Origin of the sequence: Acinetobacter sp. 809848, assembly GCF_000581275.1 — a bacterium.
In the GTDB taxonomy this organism is placed as follows: domain Bacteria; phylum Pseudomonadota; class Gammaproteobacteria; order Pseudomonadales; family Moraxellaceae; genus Acinetobacter; species Acinetobacter pittii.
Genome location: NZ_JEXG01000069.1, coordinates 1 through 4,279 on the forward strand (window position 1 = coordinate 1; position 4,279 = coordinate 4,279).

Here is a 4,279-nt window from a genome sequence, read left to right on the forward strand (position 1 = left end):
CTTATAGATTGTACTATAACCCGCCGTGGATCAACGGTCTGTCAAAACCGACTGGCAATGTGGCCAGCAACGAGATAATAATTGGTGATTTTAATTACGTCAATTTAATATTTAAAATATTTTTGATTTAATAATAAAACTAAATTTATTTTTAAAATAATGGAATTAATATTTATATTTAATTAGAAAAAATAAATAATAAAATAAGTTATAAGTGTAATGTTGTTAATAATAGAGATTCATCATCTTATAAATAAAATATTATAGAGATGGTTGCCTTATTCTAAACTTTTAAGCATTTCTTTCGCATCAATATCGCCTGCATCGGCAGCGTGCTGAAACCATTTCTTTGCCAGTTGTAGGTTTTTCGGCGTGCCTTCACCATTTAAATACATCTGGGCTAAGTTGTATTGGGCATCGCTTTCACTGTGCTCAGCCGCTTTGGTGTACCACTTAAGGGCTTGCTCATTGCTTTGTGAGACGCCGTGACCTTTTTTATATAGCTGAGCTAAATTATATTCTGCGGGCGGATAGCCTTGCTTGGCAGCACGACTGAACCACTCAAACGCCTTTCCATAATCTTGCGCGGTTCCTTCACCTCTGTCATATAGCACCCCTAAGTTATATTGCGCTTTCGCATGGTCCTTGGCCGCAGCCTTAGTAAAATAATCAAAAGCGCGCTTGGCATCTTTTTCTACGCCCGTGCCTGTGTAATACATCATCCCTAAACTATATTTTGCCCCCACGCTTCCATTTTGGTCAGCCGCAGTTAGCCATTTAAACGCTTGTTCATAATTTTTAACAACGCCTTGTTCGCCGCTTAAAAGCATCATCCCCAAATGATATTGAGCAACGGATTGCCCTTGTTCTGCACGATATTGAATATCGGCCACACTCGGTTCAGCAAATGCTGGAGAATGAAGTGAAAAAATCACCATAAATATATAAAAAGCAGACTTTTTTATTTTCATATCTCATCCTGAATTTTATTAATTTTAATATTTATTTTTCTTTAATATCTATTTGAATATAAAGGAAAAATATTAATTATGTTTGGGTGGTTTATAGCACTTTAAAATGAGTAAATTTTACGGTTTAAATACCTATTTAATAAGAAATTTACCTAAAACTGCATAATTAGACTAGTTACATTTTGAAAATGAGTATAGATAGACAGATTAGTCTTTTTTTAATTAAAATGCGGCCTAAATATAAGTTTGATTGATAATAAAAATGCAGATGAGTGTGTCGAGTATATTGGAGCGTTTAGGCCTTGTTTCACAAAATCGCGTTGTTCATATCCAATTCTCAAATCAGTCTTTAAATCAGCAAGTCTTCTTGCAACGCATTGAGGGCGAGCATACCCTCAACCAAGGTAGCGTTGCTGAGTTACTGTGTCTGTCGACAAACGCCCATATTGCATTAAAACAATTTATTGGCTGTCAGGTTGCCGTCGATCAGGTGACGGATACAGGCCAATTTTTTAGAATAACAGGAATTATTACCGAAGCGAGTCAAGGACAAAGCGATGGCTCACTCACCATTTATAACCTCACCTTAAAAGACCCAACAGCACTCTGGCATAAACGTCGTAATAGCCGCGTGTTTATGAACAAAAGCGTGCGTGATATTAGCGAAATTCTGTTTAAAGAATGGCAGGGTAAAAGCCCGTTATTTGCCGCAAGCTTAACCCTCGACACATCTGGTTTAAGCAAAGACTACGATGTGCGTCCATTTGTGATGCAGTCTAACGAAAGCGATTATGACTTTTTAACCCGTTTGTGGCGTAGTGAAGGCATTAACTGGTTAATCGACGAATCGCAACTTTTTGTCGCTGACCCGAATGCTTCCATTCAGCCGCAAGTTTTACGTTTAATTGATGATAACCAAAACTATCAGGCACTTGAACGTCGTAGCCTCCGCTACCAACGTAGCAGTGCGACAGAACAGTTTGATACCATTACCCAAGTCAAGGCAGAGCGCCGCTTACAACCGACTTCGGTTCATGTGCAACGCTGGCAAGCCGATGCCCTACAACAAGAAGAAGGCAGTGGCAGCGTACAAGGCACACAAAAGCACAGCGAACACTATGACAATGCCAGCTTAAACCTTGAAGATGCATGGCATGTCAGCCCAGCGTGGATGCAAGACCTAAATGGTGAAGATCAAGCTACTGCTTCAGGCAATAGCCAGATTGAACAGCTTAACCAGCACATCAATGCATACCATCACCTGAGTTCTAAACAATTTACCGTTTCGGGTAACGTCCGTGATGCACAGGTGGGTTACTGGTTTGAGCTGAATGACCATCCTGAACTCGACCAACATGACAGTGCGGACAAAGAGCTCTTAATCTTAAGCAAGCACTACTATAACCAAAATAATTTACCTAAAGAATTACAACAGCAACTTGAGCACTTATTACCAAAAGACAAGTTCAAGGCTGCGCAACTCGACAACCAAAACCCTGAGCAGCGCCACTTTGCTGAGCTAAATGTCGTTCGACGTAATATTAAAGCGGTGCCTGAATATAACCCGCTAGAACACCGACCAGCTGCTCACCCGCAGCGCGCTAGAGTGGTTGGGTTAGAGGGCGAAAGCATTCATGTCGATCAGTGGGGACGTATTAAGGTCCGTTTCTTGTTTACCCGAACTGACGACCATAGCCATGACGGTGGAGCAGGAAGTAACGACAATGATACCGACTCGGCTTGGGTAGATGTGCTGACCCCGTGGGCAGGTGCAGGTTATGGCGCACGCTTCTTGCCACGTGTGGGTGAGATCGTGGTGATCGATTTCTTTGACGGCAACATTGACCGTCCATTTGTGGTGGGACGTATTCACGAAGCTGAACGTCATCCAACCCAGTTCGATCAGAAAGGCCAATTACCGGATACTAAAAAACTCAGTGGTATCCGTTCCGAAGAAGTCGACGGCAAAGGCTTTAACCAGCTACGTTTTGATGACACCACAGGCCAGATCAGTGCCCAACTACAAAGCAGCCATGCCGCAAGCCAATTAAACCTCGGTAACTTAAGCCATCCAAAAGACAAGGCGGAAAGTGATGGCCGTGGTGAAGGCTTCGAGCTACGAACAGACCAATGGGGTGCAGTAAGAGCGGGCAGTGGGCTACTTGTTAGTACTCACAAGCAGGATCAAGCTCAAGGTGTACACCTTGATGCAAGCGAGGCCAAGCAACAAATCGAAGGCGGCCTCAACAATGCCAAGGCACTCAGTGAAGTTGCTAAAAATCAGCAAACTGACCCGTTAGAAAATTTAGAAAACCTAAAATCTTTTATTGAAAAACTTGAGCAGCAAGACAACGCAAAAGCTAAAACCTTTAAAGAGGCAATTATGCTGCTAGCGAGTCCAAATAGCATCGCGCTGAGCAGTAACGAAGACATTCACTTAAGTGCAGATGGGCAGCTCAACCAAACTGCTGGTGATAGCATTAATCTGTCTACCCAAAAGAATTTAATCGCGCATGCCCAAAATAAAATTAGCCTTTTTGCGGCTCAAGAAGGGGCAAGACTTTATGCAGGCAAAGGCAAAGTTGAGATACAGGCTCAAGGTGATGGTGCAGATTTAATTGCCCGTAAAGCTGTGCAGGTGATTTCGACAGAAGACAAAATTGAGGCCACAGCAGCCAAAGAAATTGTACTCACCGCAGGCGGTTCTCAAGTCAAAATTACCGGTTCAGGTATTTTCATGACTACAAGCGGTAAGTTTGAGGTGAAGGCTGGGCAGCATTTGTTTATGGGAGGCGGGAGTGTGAATGCTAATGTTCCTGCATTGCCTGTATTAGGAGAAATTAATAAATATAACTTGAGATATTTATTGCAAGATAAAGATGGCAATAACTTTGCTAATCATAAATATATCGCTTTCTTACCTAATGGAGATATTGTAGAAGGCCGTACGGATGATAAGGGATATACAGATCTATTTAAATCCTACCAACCAGAAGAGATATCACTTCATTTATTTAAAGATGAAAAAATTGATATAGAGTAAAAATAATAATGGCAAAGTATTACCCTTATGTTGTTTTGGAAACAAATGTAAAAACTAGCTTATTGAAATATAGGCTGTATGTTTACAATACCGTAACAAATAAAGCAGAAACTTCGATACTTTTTACAAGTAAGGAATTCAAAAAAGTAGGAAATAATCTTTATCAAACAAGATCTGCTGAGATAGATGATAATAAATTAGGTATCGAAAGTATAAGAGATTGTGTAATTATTCTTGACTTATATCGATTAAGTATAAGTGGAAA

General features: G+C 40.9%; 2 protein-coding genes and 1 pseudogene. 2 read left to right on the forward strand and 1 reads right to left on the reverse strand.

Annotated features, from left to right (window positions below):
* Positions 1–278: 278 nt before the first annotated feature.
* Entirely contained in the window at positions 279–971 is a 693-nt protein-coding gene (locus J536_RS23265) for a tetratricopeptide repeat protein (RefSeq protein ID WP_032063272.1), read from the reverse strand.
* Between the two features lie 262 nt (positions 972–1,233).
* On the opposite strand from J536_RS23265, the gene J536_RS23270 reads away from it, so the two are divergent.
* Positions 1,234–4,014, forward strand: coding sequence for a DUF2345 domain-containing protein (locus J536_RS23270; protein ID WP_032064116.1), 2,781 nt, complete (start codon positions 1,234–1,236; stop codon positions 4,012–4,014).
* An 8-nt stretch (positions 4,015–4,022) separates the two neighbouring features.
* A pseudogene (locus tag J536_RS26065) lies at positions 4,023–4,279 on the forward strand (hypothetical protein); the annotation flags it as partial.